This window comes from Enterococcus durans (assembly GCF_002277935.1).
GTDB classification, from domain to species: Bacteria; Bacillota; Bacilli; order Lactobacillales; family Enterococcaceae; genus Enterococcus_B; species Enterococcus_B durans.
In genome coordinates, this window is the sequence record NZ_CP022930.1 from 1212945 (window position 1) to 1235672 (window position 22728).

At 37.3% G+C, this 22728-nt stretch carries 18 protein-coding genes; 12 read left to right on the top strand and 6 right to left on the bottom strand.

Annotation, left to right across the window (positions count from 1 at the left end; all coding sequences use genetic code 11):
* Window positions 1-201: 201 nt before the first annotated feature.
* On the top strand, window positions 202-3003 hold the full coding sequence (locus tag CJZ72_RS05905; RefSeq protein ID WP_095443684.1) for a hypothetical protein: 2802 nt from the start codon (window positions 202-204) through the stop codon (window positions 3001-3003).
* A 293-nt stretch (window positions 3004-3296) separates the two neighbouring features.
* On the opposite strand, the gene def is transcribed toward CJZ72_RS05905, so the two are convergent.
* The gene (def, locus tag CJZ72_RS05910; RefSeq protein ID WP_081133766.1) at window positions 3297-3860 is read right to left on the bottom strand and encodes a peptide deformylase; all 564 of its coding nucleotides are present in this window, start codon (window positions 3858-3860) and stop codon (window positions 3297-3299) included.
* Between the two features lie 250 nt (window positions 3861-4110).
* On the opposite strand from def, the gene rpsO reads away from it, so the two are divergent.
* Entirely contained in the window at window positions 4111-4380 is a 270-nt protein-coding gene (gene rpsO, locus CJZ72_RS05915; RefSeq protein ID WP_005875316.1) for a 30S ribosomal protein S15, read from the top strand.
* Between the two features lie 181 nt (window positions 4381-4561).
* On the top strand, window positions 4562-6685 hold the full coding sequence (pnp, locus tag CJZ72_RS05920) for a polyribonucleotide nucleotidyltransferase (RefSeq protein ID WP_081133767.1): 2124 nt from the start codon (window positions 4562-4564) through the stop codon (window positions 6683-6685).
* A gap of 386 nt (window positions 6686-7071) precedes the next feature.
* Here pnp and CJZ72_RS05930 read toward each other — a convergent pair whose 3' ends face one another.
* Window positions 7072-8001, bottom strand: coding sequence for a PocR ligand-binding domain-containing protein (locus CJZ72_RS05930; protein WP_095443685.1), 930 nt, complete (start codon window positions 7999-8001; stop codon window positions 7072-7074).
* Window positions 8002-8344: 343 nt separating this feature from the next.
* Between CJZ72_RS05930 and CJZ72_RS14685 the strand changes: the two genes are divergently transcribed.
* The 5 genes from CJZ72_RS14685 to CJZ72_RS05950 all read left to right on the top strand — a co-directional run bounded on the left by CJZ72_RS14685 (window position 8345) and on the right by CJZ72_RS05950 (window position 13920).
* Entirely contained in the window at window positions 8345-8482 is a 138-nt protein-coding gene (locus tag CJZ72_RS14685) for a helix-turn-helix domain-containing protein (RefSeq protein ID WP_227260211.1), read from the top strand.
* 5 nt (window positions 8483-8487) lie between these two features.
* Window positions 8488-9165, top strand: coding sequence for an Rgg family transcriptional regulator (locus tag CJZ72_RS05935; RefSeq protein WP_232509791.1), 678 nt, complete (start codon window positions 8488-8490; stop codon window positions 9163-9165).
* 522 nt (window positions 9166-9687) lie between these two features.
* Window positions 9688-11277: an ATP-binding cassette domain-containing protein gene (locus tag CJZ72_RS05940; protein WP_095443686.1), complete on the top strand. Its 1590-nt coding sequence runs from the start codon at window positions 9688-9690 to the stop codon at window positions 11275-11277.
* 247 nt (window positions 11278-11524) lie between these two features.
* Entirely contained in the window at window positions 11525-11788 is a 264-nt protein-coding gene (locus CJZ72_RS05945) for a GlsB/YeaQ/YmgE family stress response membrane protein (protein ID WP_005875326.1), read from the top strand.
* A 119-nt stretch (window positions 11789-11907) separates the two neighbouring features.
* The gene (locus CJZ72_RS05950; RefSeq protein ID WP_016177230.1) at window positions 11908-13920 is read left to right on the top strand and encodes a KUP/HAK/KT family potassium transporter; all 2013 of its coding nucleotides are present in this window, start codon (window positions 11908-11910) and stop codon (window positions 13918-13920) included.
* A 240-nt stretch (window positions 13921-14160) separates the two neighbouring features.
* Here CJZ72_RS05950 and CJZ72_RS14690 read toward each other — a convergent pair whose 3' ends face one another.
* Window positions 14161-15651, bottom strand: a complete 1491-nt coding sequence (locus CJZ72_RS14690) for a hypothetical protein (protein ID WP_227260207.1) — start codon at window positions 15649-15651, stop codon at window positions 14161-14163.
* A 221-nt stretch (window positions 15652-15872) separates the two neighbouring features.
* On the opposite strand from CJZ72_RS14690, the gene CJZ72_RS05965 reads away from it, so the two are divergent.
* Window positions 15873-17195, top strand: a complete 1323-nt coding sequence (locus tag CJZ72_RS05965) for a hemolysin family protein (RefSeq protein ID WP_095444032.1) — start codon at window positions 15873-15875, stop codon at window positions 17193-17195.
* 107 nt (window positions 17196-17302) lie between these two features.
* On the opposite strand, the gene CJZ72_RS05970 is transcribed toward CJZ72_RS05965, so the two are convergent.
* The 3 genes from CJZ72_RS05970 to CJZ72_RS05980 all read right to left on the bottom strand — a co-directional run bounded on the left by CJZ72_RS05970 (window position 17303) and on the right by CJZ72_RS05980 (window position 20095).
* Complete coding sequence (locus CJZ72_RS05970) at window positions 17303-18688, bottom strand: MATE family efflux transporter (protein ID WP_081133771.1); 1386 nt, start codon at window positions 18686-18688, stop codon at window positions 17303-17305.
* A gap of 255 nt (window positions 18689-18943) precedes the next feature.
* The gene (locus tag CJZ72_RS05975) at window positions 18944-19267 is read right to left on the bottom strand and encodes a DUF960 domain-containing protein (protein WP_005875335.1); all 324 of its coding nucleotides are present in this window, start codon (window positions 19265-19267) and stop codon (window positions 18944-18946) included.
* A 219-nt stretch (window positions 19268-19486) separates the two neighbouring features.
* Entirely contained in the window at window positions 19487-20095 is a 609-nt protein-coding gene (locus CJZ72_RS05980; RefSeq protein ID WP_081133772.1) for a 50S ribosomal protein L25/general stress protein Ctc, read from the bottom strand.
* A gap of 329 nt (window positions 20096-20424) precedes the next feature.
* Here CJZ72_RS05980 and CJZ72_RS05985 point away from each other — a divergent pair, with 329 nt between their 5' ends.
* The 3 genes from CJZ72_RS05985 (at window position 20425) to udk (ending at window position 22561) form a co-directional block, all read left to right on the top strand.
* Entirely contained in the window at window positions 20425-21141 is a 717-nt protein-coding gene (locus CJZ72_RS05985; RefSeq protein ID WP_081133773.1) for a 16S rRNA pseudouridine(516) synthase, read from the top strand.
* Between the two features lie 11 nt (window positions 21142-21152).
* Window positions 21153-21848, top strand: coding sequence for a YjjG family noncanonical pyrimidine nucleotidase (locus CJZ72_RS05990; RefSeq protein WP_081133774.1), 696 nt, complete (start codon window positions 21153-21155; stop codon window positions 21846-21848).
* Window positions 21849-21931: 83 nt separating this feature from the next.
* On the top strand, window positions 21932-22561 hold the full coding sequence (gene udk / locus CJZ72_RS05995) for a uridine kinase (protein WP_005875342.1): 630 nt from the start codon (window positions 21932-21934) through the stop codon (window positions 22559-22561).
* Window positions 22562-22728: the final 167 nt, after the last annotated feature.

Below are 22728 nucleotides of genomic sequence, written 5' to 3' on the forward strand. Positions count from 1 at the left end.
AAACAACCAGGACTATGTCCGAAAAAAACTAAATAGCATAACAGATAACTGGGCGAAAAAAACGATTATACGTTTCCCCAGTTATTTTATTTACCAGAAAAAAGGAAACCGCTTCATAGACTTAGGTGGTATAAACTAAAAGTCAATGATGGAATAGACTAGAACATTCTGTTTCTCATAAAAAGTTAGGAGTGGAAGATCATGAATGTAGAACTAGGATTACTTTATAAAAGTCCAAAAAGTGAGTTTAAGAATGATGGTGCATTTCCTTTGGTTGAGTCAACAATAGACTATATTGATGCAATTGTACAAGCAATAGTAGTAAACAAGCAAAAACTTGCTGAAAAAGATTTTAGGACACAATTTTTTAATAACCGATTTACTGAACTGGCAAATGCAAAGGATTTGAGTTTATGGAATGAATTTCAACAAGTAAGTCAAAATAGTGCTGTGTTTTCATTGGAAAATATTTTGGCAGAGATCGACTTTGAAGAGGGCGGATTCTCAGAGAAGGACTTGTTCAACCGTTTAGAGGACCCAATCAGTAAACTGGCAATTGAAGTCGTCAAACAAACAGCAACTGTTCAGATGCTCTGTTCCTATGATTATGATCCTCGAGTAGCTTTGTCTGAGCGTATTTATACACGTAAGGTAGTCAAACTGATTGAGAAATTTGATAGTTGGGAGGAGGACGTACGTGAGCAACATAAAATTTATATAAAAGAGAGTAAAGAAATTCCCATCTACGATCTATATAGGGAAAAAGAGGCTTTGAAAGAAAAGATTGTATTATTTGATGCTCAGTCAACTTGTTCCCATCAGTTACCTTGGCAAAAGCAAGAAACCGTGGAAAATAATCAAACAATATATCGCATAAAAGAACCTACCTTTAACGAAAAAACACGTAAACTACTTTGTACAACTAACCCACGACTAGCTGTTGAAGGCGCAGAAAAAATTTCTGATTATACAAAGGTACTTGTTCAGTTTATGAAAGAAAATGAACAAGCGTTAACTAATCCTTTGTTTCGACAAGATTTTTTTGAAAATTTTTCTTTGTATATCTCTTTTAAAGAAAAAAATTTATCGTTGGAAAAGGAATTTCAGCAAGTAAGTAGGGCATTTAAAGAATTTCATTTTGAACATATTTTTCAAAAAATCGATTTTAGCCAAGGAACACTTGAACCCGCAACTTTAACGAAATTATTGAATCACGAAATGAAACGGTTGGCAGTAGAAGTGGCAAAAAAAGACCCTAATGTTGCCCTCTTTTATCGGTATGATCAACAGCTATTCAAACATCTTGCATTTGAAGTTTTCTCGGATGATCAACATGACTATTCTTCAGAGGACCTAGTGGAATTTTTAGATGGATGGAAGGATTTAGTGCGCGAAGAAGAAGAAGGGTTTAGTGCGGATCGGGAAACAAAACTACATGATCTATATCACAGTCGACATGAAATTGAAAAGCAAGTCTTTTTTTTGGATAATAAAAACCAGTTCGTTCGAGCACCATGGGAAAGAGAATTTGATTGGGAAGAATGCTCAAAGCGCTCGCTAACAGAGGCAAGTCTTGCGAAGGTGGATTATCAGGTGTCTAGTTACTCCGAAGAAAAACTGAAACAATTGGCGGATTACATAACGAGGAAAAAAAATTATTTAGTGGATAGGATTTCTGAACAACGTGATGAGGTAGAAAAATCAAGTTTGGTACAAACGATGAATGAATTACAGGAACTACAAGAAAAACTCGTAAATGAACGCGTATTACGGAATAAGAAGGAGCTAGATAAAGTTTTAGCTAAGTTGGATACATATTCTCACACGGAACTTCAGAGCAATATACTTTTGATGAAGGAAAAACTAAATGCAGAATCAGCGAATCCCTACACAAAAGAGGTAATGATAGAGCAATTGAAAACTGCCTTGGAAAAGCTTCAAGTAGAAGCAATATTTTGTCAAAATATAGAGCAGTTAATCAGGAATAGTAGGGACTATTCCCTGAGGCATACTTGTGAATTGATTACGTATGTAGAGGAAAAAACAACCAAATTAGCGAGCCAATCCTTAACTGAAGGGGACTTAATCATCGACCGAGTGAACTATTGGCAGAAGATGCAAGAACAAATGAAGATAGTTATAAGAGTAAAAGAAGAAATTGAACCCATAAAAAAGCTCGTAAACCAAGCTATGCCTAAGAAAAATACTCTTCAAAACGCAGCTCTAAAGGTGGGAGAAGGTATAAGTAAAATAGCCAATCAAGTACCTGAAGCTGATAAATTCTTAGTGTATAACGAATGGAACAAGATAGAATCTGCTATTCGTACTATAATGGAACACTACACGGGTATAGACTTAAATAAGAAAGTAAAACAGTTACTGAGGGATAGTAGAGGCTATGAACTAAATGATGTTTACAGATTTTTTATACAAGTTAGGGATAAAGTAAGTCGATTAGCGAAGCAACCCTCGAATGAAGGAACTTCTATAACAGATCAAGTGAGTTACTGGCAAGGTATGCAAGAGCAAGTGGAAATAATTCTGAGAGTAAAAGAAGAAATAGCACCCATAAGTTGCCTCATAAGTCAAGACTCTCCTGATGAGAGGGAGCTTCAAAACGCACTTCTAAAAATAAAAGAAGCAATAAAGAGAATGAACCGATTGCCCGCAGCCTATCGACCGTTAGTGGATAAAGAGTGGCAAACAATCGAAATTTCTGTCAATCAAGCTATATCGTGGGCTCATTATAAGAAGAATGCTCAAAAAAAACAATCGCTATTTACTAGACTGAGAAAGCTGATATGTAGAAAAAGCCCTCATTCTGCTCAACTGGATAACCACAGCTTGCCTGTTGATCAAAGTGCGTCAAGCACTATCCACAAGGAAGATTTTTCAAAAGAACCATCACTATTTAGTAGGCTGCAAAAGTTGACAAGGGGAGAAAACTCTCGTTCACCTCAAACAAATAAACAAAGATCAGGTGAAAAGGGAGAACGTTGCTGAAATACAGTGATGCTTTACCATCGAGTATATCTTTTTGAGAATTATTTGGGGTGGTTGGTACATAACGGATAGATAGTGGAAATATTAAAAAAGAATATGGAGCAAAAGTAAGAAATACTTTTACTTCACATTCTAAGTATAAACAAATGGCCCAACGGCGAAAACTCGGAAATAAGCCAAGACTCACACAAATTTGAAAAGAAATTTCTGTGAGTCTCTTCTTATTCTTCGAGTCGAGCACTTTTGTCCCGATTTCTTTTTGGGGGCTACTTGTTGAAGTCCATCATATTCGCTTATTCGATCACCAATACGCCTTCTTTAAGGGCGAATGGATTTTGATCATTGATATGGTCATAGAACATGACACCGTTGATATGGTCGATCTCATGTTGGACAACGATCGATTCATAATTTTTCAAACGAATCTTGTGTTTTTCGCCATTCATATCATAGTAAGAAACAGTGATCTTAGCATGACGTACGACATAGCCTGGAACTTCACGATCGACAGAGAGACACCCTTCGCCTTCACCCAAGCAAGCATCTTGTACAGAATGACTCAAAATTTTTGGATTATACATCACAGTACTCAATGTTGGTTCAGTTGCCTCTGGATCAGGACTTGGTACGTGAACAGCAATAATGCGCTTGGAAATATCAAGTTGGGGCGCTGCTAAACCAACACCACCACGTAGATTTAATTCTTCTGCCTTCACAGGATCTTGGCTGTTTTTTAAAAATTCAAGCATTTCTTTTCCTAGTGAGATATCTTCTTCACTTAATGGGAGGGAAACTTCCTCGGCGATTTCGCGCAACGTTGGGTTTCCTTCACGAATGATATTATCCATTGTAATCATGGAATATGTACCCCTTTCTTCTAAAACGATTCATCAGTCTGTTTTCGGATTATAGTTTAACATAAATTTTAAAAAGTAGTAGTAGGATTGTTTGATAAACTAAATTTTCTTAATGATTCTTCACTTGATTTCTAACGTATATTCAGGTAAAGTATAGCTGTGTGCTCAAGGCATACCGCCTGTCACTTGGTTAAGCGAATCACCAACGTTTTACTCAGTCACAGGGGAATAATCGAAAGAGGTGAAAGAAATGGCAATTTCAAAAGAACGTAAAAATGAAATCATCACAGACTATGCACGCCATGAAGGAGATACTGGTTCTCCAGAAGTACAAATCGCTGTATTAACTGAAGAAATCAACCACTTGAACGAACATGCACGTGTGCATAAAAAAGATCATCATTCATACCGCGGCCTAATGAAAAAAGTTGGTCACCGCCGTAACTTGTTAGCTTACTTACGTAAAACTGACGTTCAACGTTACCGCGAATTGATCAAACGTTTAGGTCTACGTCGTTAATTTTAACAAAAAGAGTGGGGTTCAAACGAATCTCACTTTTTTTACTGTGATACCTCAATCAACCATTTCGTGAAAAAGCATGATGGACTCCTACTAACCAAATGAAAGCTATCAAGCTGCGTTTGGCGGTTTTCATTTGTTTAGTAGCGTCTTGCTTTCACGGGAAAGAAAAGGAGTAATTATGTCAGAAAAACAAGTATTCAAAACGACATGGGGTGGCCGTCCCCTACAAATCGAAGTCGGTCAATTAGCAAAACAAGCCAATGGAGCAGTATTAGTCCGTTATGGCGATACAGTGGTCTTAAGTGCGGCTGTAGCATCAAAAGAAGCAAAAGATACAGATTTCTTCCCATTGACAATCAACTATGAAGAAAAAATGTATGCGGCTGGGAAAATCCCTGGTGGTTTCATCAAACGTGAAGGACGTCCAAGTACAGAAGCTACTTTGACTGCTCGTTTGATCGACCGTCCGATCCGTCCGATGTTTGCGGATGGCTTCCGTAATGAAGTCCAAGTAACAAATATCGTGATGAGTGTCGAAACAGATTGTTCACCAGCAATGGCTGCTATGCTAGGTTCTTCACTTGCGTTATCGATTTCTGATATCCCATTTGACGGACCGATTGCTGGGGTAGAAGTTGGCCGTGTCAACGGTGAATATGTCTTGAATCCGACTGTTGAACAATCAGAACAAACAGATATCGAACTAAGTGTTGCGGGAACAAAACAAGCAATCAACATGGTTGAAAGTGGCGCTAAAGAAGTATCTGAAGAAGACATGTTAGGCGCATTGCTTTTTGGTTTTGACGCAATCAAAGAATTAGTGGCTTTCCAAGAAGAAATCGTTCAAGCAGTGGGCAAAGAAAAAATGGAAGTTTCTTTACTACAAGTAGATGCTGGCTTGAAAAAAGAAATTTTTGATGCTTCATACGGTACGATGAAAGCGGCCGTTATGACTGAAGAAAAATTGGCTCGTGAAGACAACATCGAACAAGTGAAGATCGATATTCGTGAAGCGTATGCAGAAAAATTTGCTGGACACGAAGAAGAAGATCACTTATTGAAAGAAGTCAAACAAATCACGGAAGACCTTGAAAAAGATGTGGTACGTGAATTGATCACGATCGATAAAATCCGTCCTGATGGTCGTAAACTAGACGAAATCCGTCCATTGTCTTCTGAAACAGGCTTGTTGCCACGTGTCCATGGTTCTGGGTTGTTTACTCGTGGACAAACACAAGCATTATCTGCATGTACTCTTGCACCATTAGGAGAACACCAAATCATTGATGGACTTGGTGTGGAAGTCAGCAAACGATTTATCCACCATTACAATTTCCCTCAATTCTCTGTAGGTTCAACTGGTCGTGCTGGTTCGCCAGGCCGTCGTGAAATCGGTCATGGAGCATTAGGCGAACGTGCATTAGCACAAGTGATCCCTTCAGAAGAAGACTTTCCTTATACAATCCGTTTAGTAGCGGAAGTATTGGAATCAAATGGTTCTTCTTCACAAGCAAGTATCTGTGCGGGTACATTAGCATTGATGGATGCAGGTGTTCCTATCAAAGCACCAGTAGCAGGTATTGCTATGGGACTTGTATCAGATGGCGAAAACTATACGATTTTAACGGATATTCAAGGATTAGAAGATCATCTAGGCGACATGGACTTCAAAGTAGCTGGAACAAAAGAAGGTATCACAGCACTTCAAATGGATATCAAAATCCAAGGAATCACGGAACAAATCTTAAAAGAAGCATTGACACAAGCAAAACAAGCACGGATGGAAATCTTAGAAGAATTGACTTCAACGATTGCTGCACCACGTGAAGAATTAAGCCAATATGCACCGAAGATCGAAATGATCCAAATCGATCCAGCGAAAATCAAAGATGTGATCGGTAAAGGTGGAGACACTATCAACGGTATCATCGAAGAAACTGGTGTAAAAATCGATATCGATCAAGATGGTAAAGTAAGTATTGCTTCTTCGGATAAAGAAATGATCCAAAAAGCAATTAAAATCATTGAAGACTTAACTAAAGAAGTGAAAGTCGGCGAAGTTTACCTTGGTAAAGTCGTTCGAATTGAAAAATTTGGGGCTTTCGTCAACTTGATCAAAGGAAAAGATGGACTTGTCCATATCTCTCAACTAGCAAACGAACGTGTGAATAAAGTAGAAGATGTTCTTAAACTTGGAGATGAAGTACTTGTAAAAGTTACTGAAATCGACAAACAAGGACGAGTAAATCTTTCAAGAAAAGCAATGCTAGCTGAAGATGGTACTGAAAAAACAACAAACTAATCGAAGAAATTTAGATTCAATGTTTTTTCTAATGAATATGTCTGGAGCAACAGATGGGGAAGAACCTCAATAAATAAGTGGACTTTGCGGGATTTGTTTTTCAAATTTTTGAGAAGACCGATTTTTTGAGAGTAATTCTCACTGTCCACTCCAAACGAAAGAGGTTGGGACAGAAGTGTTTAACTCCGAGAAATAAGAAGAAATTCACGAAAATTGCTTTTCAAATTTTTGTGAATTTCGGCTTATTTCCGAAGGAGTTGCTTCTGCTCCCACCGTTTATTCGGAGTTAGAGTCTGTGGCAAAACTGATTTTTAGTTTTGTCCCAACCTCTTTTTTTTCTGAGCAAAACTATCTGAAACTTACAGTCACATAGCCAACTTCGATAGTTATTGTATCGTGCGCCTACTTTTTTCGGCGTGCAATTCAGCGTTACGTGAAGTGCGGTATTCGCTCATCGTTTGCCCTGTTTCGCGTTTGAATTTTTTATAGAGTACAGAAGGATTGGTGTAACCTAATTTTTCGGCAATCGAGCAAGTCGTCTCATTGGTAAAAGCCAATAATTTTTTGGTATTGGCGATTTTTAGCTGAGTGTAATAAGCGGAAAAACTTAGATTCAAATTGCGTTGGAACAGCTTTTTCAAGGTGCTGATCGAACAGTTCAACTCTTGGGCTAATTCTGATAACCGATAGACTTTGCCAGGGTGGTCATTTAAGATGGCGGTCGCGCGGTCGATTAGAGTCATATTAAGTTCATTTACAGGTGGTAGGGCATCAACAAATGTGGCTTGGTACTTGCCAAGTTTGATTTTATCTTCCAATTGGGTAGTGATCAATTGTACAATGGATTCACCATGACGCACGAGCAAAGTGATTTTTTCATCTTCTGACAGTGGATGCTGATGGTAAAATTGGATCAATTGAGGAGTGAATTGTTCAACTTCTTTTTTCTGAGCGGATACAACAGACGGAATCAATGTGTAGTTTTGTTGATTTTGCTGTTTCAATTGACCGATAAAAAGGGTGCCGACATGCCGTCCATCAACGTAAATCGGGAAAACGATGTTCACGAATTGATAGGGACAACGATAAATCAAATGCGATTTTTTTTGTTGGATACAGTGAGTAGCAGCGCGGCGATCAGATTGCAAACAAACCTCTTTTGAACGGGCGGCTTCACAAAAAAGACAAGCGTTGGTGATTTCCGTTACTGGTTCACCTTGACTATCAATCAATAAGAGTGAGACGCCTAATAATTTGGTGGTTGTTTCTTGGAGAGTTTGCCAAGTCTTTAAATCCTTTTTCAATTGCCATAACATATGATCACCTCCCTTTTTTAATGAAACTATGTATCGAATACAGAACTTTGTAATTTTTCGCTTTGTTTTTGTATTTCTTCATATTACAAATAATGAAGGCTTTCATCTTTGTTGTGAATATTTTATACTAATACTGATAGTGGTAGTTATTGTTGCATCGTAGTGAATTAGTCCTTTATGTGATATTATCCTACAATGATGGAACTAGTTCCCAAATATTATCACCAACTGCGTATAAGTACATACTATCCCCCTCCTCGCTTTTGATAACTTCATTATGTAGGAGGAATTCATCTTCTTCTTAGAAAAGTATGGTATTTCGTCATAAAAAGGAGATGTGATCATGAACCATTCGAGTTTAATCAAAAAGTTAAGACTGGAACGAGGACTATCGCAAGAAAAATTAGCGCAAGGTATTTCACAAAGAAGCACGTTAGCTTCATTTGAAAATAATGCGACAAAAATATCTTATAATATTTAGACCGAATGAATGTCACCTTAGAAGAATACCAATTTATGCTTGATGACAATAATTTGAGTGAAAAAAGAAAGTTATCAAAAGTTTTTTTTGACAAGCTTCGTCGACCATATGACTCAGAATTTGCCAAATTCCTGAATGAGCAATATTATTCGACGGATGATTATTATTACAAACTTTTGCATGCTAGCTATGTTCTGATTAGGAAAAGAGAAAACGATGCTATTCAAGTCGATTCTATAGATGCTCAAAAAATCATTAAGGATTATCTTGATTCCATCGAAAATTGGGGCAGGTTCGAACTATCGATTTTTATCAATACGTTATTTTGTTTTAGTGATGAGTATATTTTCGACCACTCGAAATGCTCGGTCAAAAAAATGAAAACGTATGTTGATGACCTATATTTTAATCGCGATATGGCATCTTTTTTGATTAATGGAACGCAGTTGGCTTTTGAACGAGGTTCAACTGAACTTTTCACTTATTTCTTTAGAGAACTAAAACAGTTTTCTGACAAATTTAATAGCACGGATGCAAAAATTGCATGGAAAGTTTTCTCTTTTTTATCGACGGATGATATTTACGATCAACAGAAAAAGGCGGAACTGGTTTTTGCTTTACATTTTTGGGAGAAGGATAATTATGTACGCTATGTAGAAGAAAAAATCAATTTGCTGGGTTAAAATGAAGGGACAGATAAATGTTCAGCCAACAAAGTAATAAGCCTCAATTCTTTTGATACATAAAAATGCCTAAAAAGTATAAATATCAGTGATGGAATTCAGTTGGTGTAAATTTGGCGAATTGTACCTAGAATTCGATATCCTTGCAAGTATATTATGGTATGTTTAGGTATTATTGATAGTTCATCGAGATTGAAAATGTACAAATACCCCAAATGGAAGCGAAGAGTATCTCTAAAAACATACCAATTCGTTCTTTTTTGCGATATCATAAAGGTGTTCCAAAAAAATTTTAAGAATGAGTAGACACTAAATTATCTGAATTATCAGAAAAAAGAGAGTTTTTTATTGTCGAACAACAGTATCCATACAAAGTAAATGAAGTATTTCGAAATATATAATTTTAAAAATTGAGTCGAGCAACGAAAGAAAATCGTATCGCAACTTGGATAAATCATAAATTGGTAAATATCTAAGTTTGTTGATGTACAAATAGTAGTATGGAAATAGGGGGTAGAAGAAATGAAAAAAATGGGCTATCTCTTTAGTGGCTTAATGGCGCTTGAACCAGTTTTTACTTCATGGGCGTTCTCAAGAGTTTTTGTCTTGGTTTCAGGACATTCTTATCAAACAATTGTTCAATTTATTGGTTTGGTCTTAGCTTTCTTTGTTTTATTTGCTGGGATAAAGGCGGCTAGAACATGGTTTGTCAATCAATATGTCAAAGAAGTAAACGCGGACATCAAGCATTCGGTACTGATGCAAGAATATGAGAATCAAATAAAGCACGAGACAGAAATTACCCCTGGTAGAGTTGAAAAAACGATTTCCTTTATCCAGAATGACTGTAAACAATATGAAGAAAAAAACTTGATGCTTCGGTTTGACGTTGTCAGATTAGGGACGACAGCTGTCTTTTCCATTCTTTTTGCTGTGTACAATAGTGCTTTATTAGCTGTTATTTTTGTTGCATTTTCTTTTTTGCCGATAATTGTCCAACATTTTACGAAAGATAAAGTAAAAAATGCGACTCAAGCATGGACGAAGCAGGCGAAAGAATTTTATTTTGCGATGACTGAATTTTTAAAAGGCCTACCTGCTTTTTATCAGTACGGAGCGATTGGCGAAAATGAAAAAGTGCTCCAAGGGGAAATTGATAAAATCGAAACAAAAAACAAAAATATGAAAACGACGTTATCTTTGGCTGGAGTAATGATTGAATTGATTGGCTATATTGCTTTTTTCATTCCGATCGGCTTTGGGATTGTTTTTGTGAATGCTCAGATGATTACGTTAGCAGCTTTTATGGCTGTTCTTAACGTGAACAATGGCATCATCAATTCAATCATCAGCTTAATGAATATCAAAAATTCGATTGATAGTGTGTCAGCTATCGAAACCGAGATAAAAGATACAACGAGTACTAAGCTGTCACCAGTTATTGATTTGTCATCGAAAAGCAATCAGTTTGAATCACTGAAATTGGAGGGCGTTCAATTTCAGTATAATGGCAAAGAAATCTTGTCCGCCGTTGATTTGCAGATAAATAGTGGAGAAAGAATTTTGATTCAAGGAAAATCTGGCGCAGGTAAATCAACATTACTAAAAATCATTGAAGGGCGGATCATACCAGATGCCGGTCGTTTGACGATGAATGGGACTTTTGCATCAACATCTGATGTGAACCATCTATTTGGTATCATTCATCAAAAACCTATCATTTTTAAAAATACATTGCTTTATAACTTGACGCTAGGAAAAACGGTCGACTTAAAAATAATCGAAGAGGCATGTGAAAAGGCAAATCTGACAGAACTCGTTGCCAGATTTGGTTTAACGGGGAATCAACTTCTTGACCCTGATTCAAATCTTTCAGGAGGAGAGATGAAACGAATCGAAATCGCTAGATCACTGGTTTTTGATCGACCGATTCTAATCGTTGATGAAGGAACGGCTTCTTTAGACGAACAAACTTCAGCAGAAATACACGAGAATCTATTCTCGTTAGGGCGCACGATCATCGAGGTAGATCACCACATTCCGCAGAATTTATTGAATCACTATAGTCAACGGTTGGTGCTGGAATCTGGTAAGTTGAGCAGAGAGATATAGATCTATTTTTGGGGGTAATCTCATTCTTTTATGAAAGTAACACAGTAAAAAGGAAGAAATATTTAGCTCATGGTGGTTTCATCATGATGCTTTTTTGTTTCTCATGATTAGCTAATTGATTCTCTACAAAATTGGGACTAATCTCTATGGATACCAGATAAAAATCGAACCGCTTAATCCTTGGTCGATTCGCTAAATCAGCGTAAAATAGGCATATAATCAGTTTTTAGAAAAAGGAGGGACGGAGATGCTACACTTTTTACTGACATTGATTGTTGGAGGCATATTAGGACTCATTGCTAGCTTGATATTAAATGAAGAAGTACCAGGAGGTGCAACAGGCATGGTATTGATCGGGTTCTTGGGTAGTTGGCTTGGCGAATCCATTCTTGGAGAGTTGGGTCCTTCTATCAGTGGCTTCTATCTTGTTCCTTCCTTGTTGGGGGCACTTTTTTGTCTAGGTGTTTATACGTTTTTAGCCGATTATATTCGCCGACATTATTGGAAATAAAAAATAGCTGAAATGATTGACACATTAGAATCTTCCTAAGATAATGAGGAGACACTTAGAAAAAATCTGAACAAAGGCAGACTTTCAGGAGTGAATGTTAGAGGAAATGAGGAAGAAAGTTGACAACAAAACATAATACTAAGAAGATTTCAATGGCCGGTCTTTTAGTGGCAATGGGCGTTGTATATGGAGATATCGGTACCAGTCCATTGTATGTAATGAAAGCCATCGTCGAAGACAACGGCGGACTACGCGGAATCAATCCGGATTTTGTGATCGGTTCTGTATCATTGATTTTCTGGACGCTGACGTTGCTTACTACAGTCAAATACGTGGTGATTGCATTGAACGCAGATAACCACGGTGAAGGAGGAATCTTTTCTTTATATACCTTGGTAAGAAAAGGTGGCAAGTATCTGATTATTCCTGCGATGATCGGTGGTGCGGCTTTACTAGCAGATGGTGTGTTGACGCCTGCGGTAACTGTCACAACGGCAATCGAGGGGTTAAGAGGTATTCCACAATTTTTTGATCGTTTTGGGAATGATCAAAATATTATTGTTATTATTACTTTAGTGATTATCTTAGTGTTGTTTATGGTTCAACGTTTTGGGACAGAAGTTGTCGGTAAGGCGTTTGGACCAATCATGTTTTTATGGTTTACTTTTTTAGGTGTGATGGGATTGGTGAATTTCAGTCAAGATTGGACAGTGATCCGCGCATTGAATCCTTATTATGCAGTCCAATTGCTGTTAAGTCCGGATAACAAACTAGGATTATTTATCTTAGGGAATATCTTTCTAGCAACAACAGGGGCAGAAGCGCTATATTCAGATCTAGGACACGTAGGAAAATTGAATATTCGCTTAAGTTGGCCATATGTCAAAATATGTCTGGTATTGAATTATTTCGGACAAGCTGCTTGGTTGCTGACTGTGTACCAAAATCCAGAGATGCAGCAGATCAAGAATCTGAATCCATTTTTCCAAATGTTGCCGAATGGCTGGTTGATCATTGGGGTAGCGTTCGCGACTATTGCCGCAGTTATTGCTTCACAAGCTTTGATCACAGGCTCATTTACGTTAGTTTCTGAAGCGATTAAATTGAAGCTATTGCCGCGATTGAAAATCATGTATCCAGGTAGCAGTATTGGGCAAATGTACATTCCAGCAGTCAACTTGATTTTATGGCTTGCCTGTTCATTAGTTGTTGTAACCTTTAGGACTTCCCATCATATGGAAGCAGCGTATGGTCTGTCGATCACGGTTACGATGCTGATGACTACAGCATTGCTCTATTTCTATTTGATCCAAAATGGTTATTCTAAATGGTTTGCGCATATTGTGACTTTCTTTTTTGGCGTAATCGAGATCGTCTTTTTCATCTCAAGTATCGTAAAATTCTTCCACGGCGGCTTTGTTGCAGTCTTGATCGCATTAGTAATTTTAGCGGTCATGTTTATTTGGGAGCGTGGTAATATCATTCGCGAATCTGTAGCGGAAGATGTTGCATTGAAAGAATACATTCCACAACTGGCTAAATTGCGCGATGACAGATCGTTGCCACTTTATCAGACAAATATCGTGTTATTGGTACCTGATATGGCTGAAGGGAAAGTGGGTAGACAATTCGTTTATTCGATCCTTGATAAACGACCAAAACGAGCACGTGTCTATTGGTTTGTCCATGTGGAAGTAACTGATGAACCGTATACAAAAGAATATCAGATCGACATGATGGATACGGATTTTATTGTACAAGTCAACTTATTCTTAGGTTTTAGAGTCCAACAAGAAATCAATGTGTATGTTCGTCAGATCATCCATGATTTAATGAAACAAGGACGTCTTCCTAAGCAACCACAAACTTACTCTTTGACGCCAGGTAGAGAAGTAGGCGATTTTCAGTTTATCTTGATTGATGAAGTTGTTTCAAATGTCACAACGTTGAATAAATGGGATCGCCAAATCATGCAGGCAAAACTCGCAATCAAAAAATACGCAACAACCCCAGAAACATGGTTTGGTCTGGAATACAGCGAAGTCAAGCACGAAACAGTTCCATTGTTGATTGGTTTGACCAGAAAAACGTGGTTAAAAGAACGAAAAAAAATAACTGAAAAACCTCAATAAAAGTTGGGATAAAAAATGAATGAACTACCTGAATGAGGTTGGGACAGAAGTGTTTAACTCCGAGAAATAAGAAGAAATTCACGAAAATTGCTTTTCAAATTTTTGTGAATTTCGGCTTATTTAAGAAGGAGTTGCTTCTGCTCCCACCGTTTATTCGGAGTTAGAGTCTGTGGCAAAACTGATTTTTAGTTTTGTCCCACGCTCATTCGGGTATTTCTTTTGTCTTAGTTTTATTGTCTTCTATCTGTGGTGGGATGTATCTTTGTTTTTACTTGTTACAACAGAGGGACTGTTCGAAGGTAGTGTACGAATATTAGCTTTTTCTTTTACTTGTCTGAGGTACATTGTATCAAGATAGGTTTCGATATCATTTGGTTCTTGTTGAATTTGTTTTATGTAGTTTGGTACACTGATTTGAAGTTGTTCCATTTTGTCATTTAGTCTTTTTTTATTTAGATCAGCCTGCACATCTCGTCCGATTGCTTCTTGTGTTTTTACAATGGCCTCTTTTTTTAATACTTTCACATCATTTTCAGGTAAATCAAAACTATAGATAAGGTTCGTTAATGTATGTAAGTCTAGCTTTTTTTCTGCTAGATCCGGTAGGTCTTTTTTGAACTTCGAAATAACATTCTTGTTTGTACTTTTGATTATTCTTTTTGCTTCAGTTGCTCGGTCCATTGTTTCAGGAAAAGGAAGATTTGCGACGATAAGTTTGATGCTTTTAGCTCTATAACTTGTTTTAGACAAAGATACTAATGTTTCGTTTAGTCCTTGATTTTTAGACCGCATCAGCCATTTGTTCATGATACTGATCAATTTCGTGTTCGTAGTGAAATCTGAGCTGTATCCTTCTTTAGTGTTTTTAATGAGTTTTTCTGCTTCAATCGATTTATCGATTGATTTAGGTAAACGGAGATTGGCTGTAAGAAATTTGATGCTCTGATGGTTATAGTTGCAAGTGGCTAGAAAAGTCAACGTTTCATTTGGTCCATATACGTCTAACATTTTATTTAAATAGGTAACGGTATAGAGCAGATTTTGATTAGATAGAAAATCTGTGTTTGTTTTTATTGGTATTTTTTTTATGATCTTTTCTGCTTCAACTGCTCGATTCAGTGATTTCGGTAAGTGGATGTTAGCGGTAAGAAATTTGATGCTTCCTTTGCTGTAGTTGCAAGAAGCAAGAAAGTCTAACGTCTCTTTAGGTCCGTGTACACCCAGCATTTTATCCAAGTATTTAATGGTGGTCAGTAAATTTTGATTACCTATGAGATCTGTGGCCATTCCCCTGTTCTTGTTTTCAATGATGTTTTCTGCTGCGATTACAGGATTTATTGATGATGGCAACTCAAGGTTCGCTATCAGGAATTGGATGGTCTTAGCGCTATAATTACGTAGAGATAAAAAAGCCAATGTTTCATTTGGACCGTGGATGTTCAACATCGCATTCCAAGCATTGATCGTATTTAGAAGCTCCTGATTGGTTTTGAAGTCGTTGAATACTTGACTCTTATCAAGCTTAAATAATTCTTTGACTATTTTTGCACGGTCTAGTGAACTTGGCAAATCAAGGTTATTGATAATAAATGCAAGGCCCTCAAGACTATAGTTGAATTTAGCTAAAAATGTTAAGGTATCAGGCGGTCCGTAGGTTTTACACATGGTATTCCAGGCTTTAACGCTATGTTCCAGAATAATCTTTTTTTTGTCCACTTGTTTATTAGGCATGATGGATTCTCCTTTTCATCGTTTTTTTCTGTTTTATTGTAGGGGATTATTTTGGGTAGGAGGGATTGCTTTTTTCTAAGGCAAGAATTTTTCGGTTACCGCTAAGAAATTGCTTGATGAAATACTCACTTTATACAGAAGGTAGAGAAAGTCTATTCTATTTTTATCAAAAATTTTTAGAAAAGAGGTACAATGGAGATGGAAAAGAGAGGCGGGAATTTATGGTACTTAATTTTGTCATCTTATTTTTGATGATTGCAATTACTTCATTTTTTGTAGCAAGTGAATTTGCATTAGTAAAGATACGGCGTTCACGTTTAGAGCAACTAGAAAAGGAAAACGTAAAAAATGCGAAACTAGCACTTCATGTCACACATCATTTAGATAACTATTTATCTGCAAGTCAATTAGGAATCACGTTAACAGGATTGATTATTGGGTGGGTTGGAGAAGGCTCTGTAGCTGCTTTGTTAGAACCATGGCTTGGCAAGTTGCCTTTTAGTTCCGCATTAAGTGGTACGATTTCTGTTGCTTTAGGATTTATTATCGTTACCTATATCGATGTCGTGATCGGTGAACTTTTGCCAAAAAGTTATAGTATCGTCAATACAGAACAGGTCGTTTTATTTGTGGTAAGACCATTACATTACTTTTATAAACTCATGTTTCCTTTTATTTGGATACTCAATCACTCAGCGGCAGGTCTTGGAAAATTATTAGGCGTGAAATTGGTATCTGAAGGGGAAGAAACCTTGTCACAAGAAGAACTAACTTTAGTTGCATTGAATTCTTATGAAAAAGGGGAATTAACGAAGGAAGAATACCATTACTTAGAAAATGTCTTTGAATTTGATGACACGCTTGCAAGAGATATCCAAGTGGATCGAACATCGATGCAAGTATTTGAAGCAAGTGATACAGTGAAACAAGCAATCCAAGAATCAATCAAACAAGGACATACGCGATACCCTGTCATTTTAGAATCAAAGGATAATATTATCGGGTATGTGACGTTGCCAGATTTAATCAAACAATCGTATAAAGATGATCAGTTGCCAGTAGAACAGTTGATTGAAGAACCAATTGTGACGACTGAAACGATCCCAATCAAAAAATTATTGACGATCATGCGTAAAAAAGGCAAACACATTGCAATTTTAAAAGATGAATATGGTGGAACAAGCGGGTTAGTGACGATCGAAGATATTTTAGAAGAAATCGTCGGAGAAATTCGTGACGAAACGGATTTGGATGAAGCTCTTGTGGCAAAACAAGCAGATGGCAGTTACATTGTTTCAGGAAAACTGACATTAGATGATTTCGAACGTTACTTTGATGTTTCGATCCCGGCATTTGTTGACTCGCCTTTTATCACATTAGCGGGTTTCATGTCTCACTACGAAAAAAATATCGAAGCAGGTAAGGTGATCTTACTTGAAAGTTTTCAATTCACTGTTTTAGAATACAACCATGCACACATCGACTATTTCAAAGTCATAAAAAAACCAGTTAAAGAAGATAAAAAAGAGCAAAAAGAGCAATAGAACAAGAATAGAGGGTAGAATCAGCGATCGCTGATTCTACCCTCTATTTTCTTAAGCTTATTTCTCGGAGTTAAACGCTTCTGTACCGAACTTTTTCTAATCTTGGATCAGTGGATACTGTCATAACGGACTTCAGCATCATCCAATGAGAAATGTTGTTCGTTGTCCAATTGTTTTAGTTGTTTCATTGAACGAAGGTAAGAGTACAGTAGGACAGCAACAGAACCAGCCCATGCAAGTGGAGAAGCAGCTGCGGCACCGGCATATCCCAACATACCTGTCAAAATAATTGCTGCAAATGAACGCATCAGCAATTCCATCATTCCTGCGATGGTCGGTATTTTGCTTTGTCCAAGTCCTTGTAAAGTGTAGCGCAAGATGAACAAGATCGCTAAGATCCAATACAAAGAACCATTGATGTTGAAATAGGTCTGTGCTAATTCAAATACTCTCGTTTCAGAGGATGAAACAAATAGTTTCATCAATGAATGACCAAAGAAAATCACTGTTGCTCCAGCAACAAGACTAAAGCCAATACTCATCATCAATGTTTGTTTGACACCTTTTAGGATACGACCATATTCTTTTGCTCCGTAGTTTTGAGCACTGAAAGTCGCCATAGCAATCCCAAATGACATCATTGGCTGATTGGCAAATTGATCAATTCGGCTAGCTGCGGCTTGAGCAGCAACGACGTCTGTACCTAGGCTATTTAAAGCTGCTTGAAGAACGATCGCTCCGATAGCAATAATCGATGATTGAAAAGCCATTGGCAAAGCAGCATTTAGATGGACACGGATTTCTTCTTTATCAAATGAAAAATCTTTTTTACGTAGTTGCAGCAATGGAATCTTCTTTTTGATATACACGAGACACAATACACTTGAGCTAACTTGGGCAATCACCGTTGCGATGGCTGCTCCCTCTACACCCATGCCAAAGAAGATAATGAAAATCAAATCAAGCACGACATTGATGATAACTGCGATAATCAAAAAGAACAAAGGCGTTCTGCTGTCACCGAGCGCACGAATAACGTTTGAAAGCAGATTAAAACTCATAGATGCAAAAATCCCTAGTAAAATGATCGAGATAAATGTTTGTGCTTGATCAATGATTTCAGGTGGAGTTTGCATCAATTGAAGCATCGGATGAATGAATACTAGGCTAAGGACAGTTAAAACAATAGTGACAATCAAACTTATTACAACACTTGCAGCAAAGCTTTTCTTAAGGCCACGGTAATCTTTTGCACCATATCGTTGGGCGGTGATGATCGCTAGTCCAGCTGTTAACCCTTGGGCAAACCCAATAATCAAAAAGGTCAAACTTCCAGTAGCGCCAACAGCGGCCAACGCGTTTTTTCCTAATGTCTGTCCAACGATGATCATATCGACCATATTGTAGAACTGTTGAAAGACATTACCAATGAGCAAAGGAACAGTGAACATTAAAATTAGCTTAGCCGGACTTCCTTTTGTTAAATCGCGCATCTTTTAAACTCCTTATTGTCTTTAAAATTTAGTTAGTAGTATATAGTGTTTATCCTAAGAATACCAATTAGAAATTAATGAAAAAACGGAGTGTTTTCTCTGTTTTCTTGGAATTTTCATAATTCATTTTCAATAAACCACACCATGAAACAAGCCAAGAAGTGAGCCACTGAATGAATTCAACGAATAAATTCAAAAGATCAACTGCTTGGCCTGAACGTACGGATCAAAAAGCGACATTGTTATGTGTCAACTTCAATACTGTTTAATCTCACTTGGTAAAAGAATCGTTTCTCTTGTGCCATCATCATAAGCATAGACTTGGCTTGGAAATTGTGAAGAATACCGAAATGGTAAATCAATGTCCATTTCTACCTCACTGCCTGCTTGTGAAAAATGGATGGTTACTTTTCCATTATTCTCTATTAAATCAAAGGCTAAAATATTATCTAATGAGATGACTCCCTTAAGGTCTAGGTCAATAATAAACCAGATACTATCAATCAATTCATCTGGCAAACTCGATACAACACCTACAGAGGCATACCGGTTGCGACTGCTGTCAAAACTTTCAAACATCTGTTTAACCTCCTTTGTTTTATCGAATAGACATGTACACTTTTTCGTTTAGGATAAACGAATGATACTTACTGTAACGATGGTTCATTCTAATAAAGATTTTTAAAAAATGCAACAATAATCGCATACTTTTTTTCAAAATATAAGTTTTTTTTAAAGAGAGAAAAAAATATGCCAAAAGCGCAGTTTCCAACGCTTTTGGCATGAACAATTTTTCTGTTATTCTTCAGGTGAACCAATTACTTCTGGTTCGCTTGCTACATCAGTTGTTTCAGTTTCTTCTGCTGGAGCTACGACAGCAGCGATTTGTTCTTCACTATCCGTTACAACTTTATATTCGTTGTTTTCTGGTAGATCTGCCACAGTGATCGAATCACCTAAGTCTAAGTTTGTTACATCTACTTCGATACGTTCTGGCAAGTTATCTGGTGTAGCAGATACAAGAACTGTGTATAGGTTTTGAGCTAATACACCGCCAGATTTAGCACCTGCAGCTTCACCAATTAGAACAATTTCTGTTTCAACTTCTGTTTCTTCTGACATGTTAACAGATAAAAATTCGACATGTTCAAAATGGTTGGTAAAGGTATTTGTTTGGACTTTATGAACCAATGTGTTGACTTTGTTTCCGTCAATGTTCATTGTCACTACGGCATTCGCACCATTTTCACGTAATAATTTGCTAAATGTTTGACCATCAAACGAGATTGGTGTGCTTTCAACATTGTAGCCATAAACGATAGCTGGGACTTTACCTTCATGACGCAATTTGTTTCTTAACGAACGGGGACGTACTTCTCTTTTACTTACTTCTAATGATACTGACATAACCAAAATTCCTCCTTAAAATGTGACTGCCTGCTTTGGTAACGGGCAGATTTTATTTAAGTGAACTTTTCCGCGGCTATTCTCTTGCACATTATTGGGTAGGGGCGCTTAAAAAAGCGCAAAAGGGTAGATGCACGCATCTACCTTAGAAAGTCAGGATTCAACTTTTCTCCACCAGGTCATTACGCTGTGTATGAGAAATCCAATTCACTTTACTACTTAACCGTAGCGCTAATTTTTGATTAAGTCAAGGAATAACGCTGGTTTTATTATTTGCATGAAGAAATATTCGGGTTATAATGCTTGGTAGGATAAGAAAGGAAACACCTATGCGTTTAGATAAATTGATTGAAGATCAGCTACAAACAACACGGAAAGAAATGAAACGATTATTTGCTTCTAAGCAAGTTCGAATAGATGGACAAATCGAGTTTAGTCAAAACCGTAATGTCGATAGTTTGCTCCACGAGATCGAAGTTTCTGGTAAGCGGTTAACTACAAATGAAGCCTACTTTCTCTTGAATAAGCCGAATGGGGCGGTTACTGCTGTAAAAGATGAAGAAAAGATGACTGTAGTAGATTTGATTGCTTCAGCAGACCGGCCCCAGGCTTTGTATCCTGTAGGACGCTTGGATCGTGATACGACGGGGCTGCTCTTACTGACATCGAATGGGCAGCTAGGCTATGAGATGCTACTTCCTGATAAGAAGGTACTAAAAACTTACCAAGTAGCAGTCAATAGAGAATTGACGCCTGAGGATAGTCGGGCTTTTAAAGAAGGAATCGTATTTGATAGCGGGTATCGCTGTCTGCCTGCAGAACTGACGATCATAGAAGCAACCAATACGATCAGTACAGCGACTGTCACGATTCAAGAAGGAAAGTTCCACCAAGTTAAGAAGATGTTTCTAGCTCGCGGGAAAAAAGTAGTAGAACTCAGAAGAATTAAGATGGGTCCGCTACAATTAGATGAAAAATTGCCAGTGGGCGCCTATCGGTCGTTGACGCTCACTGAATTAAAGCAACTAAAAATGTATTTTAAATAGGAGAAGATAAAATGAACTATCAAACAATATTATTTGACGTAGATGACACATTGCTTGACTTTCAATTAACCGAAGCAAAGGCCTTGAACGAATTGTTTGCAGAACAAGGAATCGAATTGACTCCTGAAGTGAGAACAAGTTACAAAGCATTGAATCATCATTTGTGGCGTGAATTTGAAAAAGGAAATATGACAAGAGAAGAAGTTACAGGCAATCGTTTTGGACTATTATTCCAACAATTTGGAAAGACCGTTGATAGCGCAGCAATGGAAAAACGCTACCGTCACTATTTGAATCAAGGACATGATTTGATCGAGGGTAGTCATGAACTGCTTCAAGCACTAGAAAATCAAGCAGACCTCTATATCGTGACCAATGGTGTATCGAAGACACAATACCAACGTTTGACTGATGCGAAGATGCTAGGATATTTCAAACAGATTTTTGTTTCTGAAGATGTCGGCGCACAAAAACCGATGAAGGCTTTCTTTGACCATGTATTCTCTCATATCCCAAATTTCGAAAAAGAAAAAACAGTGATTATCGGTGACTCGCTCACTTCTGATATCAAAGGTGGAAATGCTGCTGGAATCGATACGATTTGGTTCAACAAAAATAAATTGCCTGAGATTACTGAAATCAAACCTACTTATCGAGTAGATTCACTAGCTGAACTTTATCCTCTTTTGGAAATAGACGTACATTAATTTTCAGAAAAATATAGCATTTTCGTGTTTTTTCGCTATAATAGATTAGAATGAAAAAACGGATATGAAAGAGGTTTTAGTCAATGACAAAAAGCAAGCCAATTATCATTGGTGTGACGGGTGGATCAGGAAGCGGAAAAACAAGTGTTAGTCGCGCAATCTTCAATAATTTTCCAGACCATTCCATCATGATGCTTGAACAAGATTCTTATTATAAAGATCAAAGCAATTTAAGCTTTGAAGAACGATTGAATACGAATTACGATCATCCCTTTGCCTTTGATAATGATCTGCTGATTCAGCATGTAGAAGAACTACTGAACTATAAAGCCATTGAAAAACCAGTCTATGATTATGTTGCACACACAAGAAGCCAAGCAACGATCATTCAAGAACCGAAAGAAGTAATTATTTTAGAAGGTATCTTAATTCTAGAAGACGAACGCTTGCGTGAGTTGATGGACATTAAAGTCTATGTTGATACAGACGATGATATTCGCATCATCCGCCGAATCAAACGAGATATGGAAGAACGTGGCAGAACATTGGACTCGGTCATCGAACAATATTTGACAGTGGTCAAACCGATGTATCATCAATTTATCGAACCGACCAAACGTTACGCAGATATCATCGTGCCTGAAGGCGGCGAAAATCACGTTGCTATCGATTTGATTACGACTAAAGTTGCTAGTTTTTTAGATCATAAATAAGTTGTAGCGAGGATAAGAACAGTTGTATGTACTGGAGCAGTGAATCTGTCAGAAATAGTTCTGATGGGTTGCTGATTGGATTTAGGATAGAGTGATAGATGACTCTCTTAAATTCTTTACCAGTCAACTGTTTTTTTATTTAGAAAAAAGTAGGATTATACTTAAGA

Bases quoted from the DNA above. Each gene is read 5' to 3' on its own strand.
- pnp (WP_081133767.1), top strand. From the start codon at position 4,562: ATGTCAGAAAAACAAGTATTCAAAACGACATGGGGTGGCCGTCCCCTA.
- CJZ72_RS05945 (WP_005875326.1), top strand. From the start codon at position 11,525: ATGCTACACTTTTTACTGACATTGATTGTTGGAGGCATATTAGGACTC.
- CJZ72_RS05970 (WP_081133771.1), bottom strand. From the start codon at position 18,688: ATGCGCGATTTAACAAAAGGAAGTCCGGCTAAGCTAATTTTAATGTTC.
- CJZ72_RS05985 (WP_081133773.1), top strand. From the start codon at position 20,425: ATGCGTTTAGATAAATTGATTGAAGATCAGCTACAAACAACACGGAAA.
- CJZ72_RS05990 (WP_081133774.1), top strand. From the start codon at position 21,153: ATGAACTATCAAACAATATTATTTGACGTAGATGACACATTGCTTGAC.
- CJZ72_RS05935 (WP_232509791.1), top strand. From the start codon at position 8,488: ATGAATGTCACCTTAGAAGAATACCAATTTATGCTTGATGACAATAAT.
- udk (WP_005875342.1), top strand. From the start codon at position 21,932: ATGACAAAAAGCAAGCCAATTATCATTGGTGTGACGGGTGGATCAGGA.
- CJZ72_RS14685 (WP_227260211.1), top strand. From the start codon at position 8,345: ATGAACCATTCGAGTTTAATCAAAAAGTTAAGACTGGAACGAGGACTA.
- CJZ72_RS05905 (WP_095443684.1), top strand. From the start codon at position 202: ATGAATGTAGAACTAGGATTACTTTATAAAAGTCCAAAAAGTGAGTTT.
- CJZ72_RS05940 (WP_095443686.1), top strand. From the start codon at position 9,688: ATGAAAAAAATGGGCTATCTCTTTAGTGGCTTAATGGCGCTTGAACCA.
- def (WP_081133766.1), bottom strand. From the start codon at position 3,860: ATGATTACAATGGATAATATCATTCGTGAAGGAAACCCAACGTTGCGC.
- CJZ72_RS05930 (WP_095443685.1), bottom strand. From the start codon at position 8,001: ATGTTATGGCAATTGAAAAAGGATTTAAAGACTTGGCAAACTCTCCAA.
- CJZ72_RS05975 (WP_005875335.1), bottom strand. From the start codon at position 19,267: ATGTTTGAAAGTTTTGACAGCAGTCGCAACCGGTATGCCTCTGTAGGT.
- CJZ72_RS05965 (WP_095444032.1), top strand. From the start codon at position 15,873: ATGGTACTTAATTTTGTCATCTTATTTTTGATGATTGCAATTACTTCA.
- rpsO (WP_005875316.1), top strand. From the start codon at position 4,111: ATGGCAATTTCAAAAGAACGTAAAAATGAAATCATCACAGACTATGCA.
- CJZ72_RS14690 (WP_227260207.1), bottom strand. From the start codon at position 15,651: ATGCCTAATAAACAAGTGGACAAAAAAAAGATTATTCTGGAACATAGC.
- CJZ72_RS05980 (WP_081133772.1), bottom strand. From the start codon at position 20,095: ATGTCAGTATCATTAGAAGTAAGTAAAAGAGAAGTACGTCCCCGTTCG.